The following is a 764-nucleotide window of genomic DNA, read 5'->3' as shown; positions in this document are numbered from 1 at the left end:
TGAAGATCGCAGCCCCGTGGAACTGACAGCAATCGGCATCGGGCACGATGTGGGACGCTATTATCAGCGCGCCGTCACCATTACCGATGCGGAAGAACTCGGGGGCACCATGCTGCAGGCGCTCTCCGGCCTGTTTGATGAAAAAAGTGCCCAGCGTGGCCGCAGGAAGGCGCGCTCACGCCGGTAAGGTCTCGGCGCTCGCCCGGTGCAGGGTTTTCCCTGTCCGGGTTTCGGCCAGATCAAGCAGGGCGTTCAGCAGAATATCGGCGTCCTGCTCCGTGGTGCGGTGATTGACAATTGCCGCTCGAATGGCCCGCTTCCCATGCAACGTGGTGGTGGAAGGTGCTGCAATCCCGCTTTCATGCAGATCCTTCACCAACTCGCCATTCAGCGTATCCAGATCCTCGTTATCCACCACCACACGGAAACAGACGATATTCAGGGTAACTGGAGCCAGCAGTTCCAGACATGGCGTGTCGTCAATCCGGGCTGCCAGATAGCGTGCGACAGCACAGGACCGGGTCACCACCTCCCCCAGCCCATCGGTGCCAAATCCGGCCAGAGTGAACCAGACCTTGAGCGCCCTGAAGCCACGAGACAGATCCGGCCCCAGATCACAGAACCACGGCGCACCGGCCGCCAGCCCTCGGTCTTCCCGTGCCAGATAAGCCAGAGACTGGGCAAAAGCTGCGGCCTGCTTCCCTTCTTCACGCACAATAATGCATCCGGCATCGTACGGTGTCTGCGCCCATTTATGAAAATCC

General features: G+C 60.2%; 2 protein-coding genes. One reads left to right on the top strand and one right to left on the bottom strand.

Annotated features, from left to right (window positions below; genetic code table 11):
* The coding region (locus AD948_RS00070; RefSeq protein ID WP_156478857.1) for a cobaltochelatase CobT-related protein at positions 1–187 on the top strand (187 nt) is incomplete at its 5' end.
* On the opposite strand, the gene AD948_RS00065 is transcribed toward AD948_RS00070, so the two are convergent.
* A partial coding sequence (locus AD948_RS00065) for a pyridoxal phosphate-dependent decarboxylase family protein (RefSeq protein WP_248845851.1) occupies positions 176–764 on the bottom strand: 589 nt, incomplete at its 5' end. The genes AD948_RS00070 and AD948_RS00065 overlap by 12 nt on opposite strands.

This window comes from Acetobacter senegalensis, assembly GCF_001580995.1.
GTDB lineage: Bacteria > Pseudomonadota > Alphaproteobacteria > Acetobacterales > Acetobacteraceae > Acetobacter > Acetobacter senegalensis.
The sequence above is the reverse complement of the archived record's forward strand: the minus strand, read 5'-3'. Positions and strand labels throughout refer to the sequence as shown.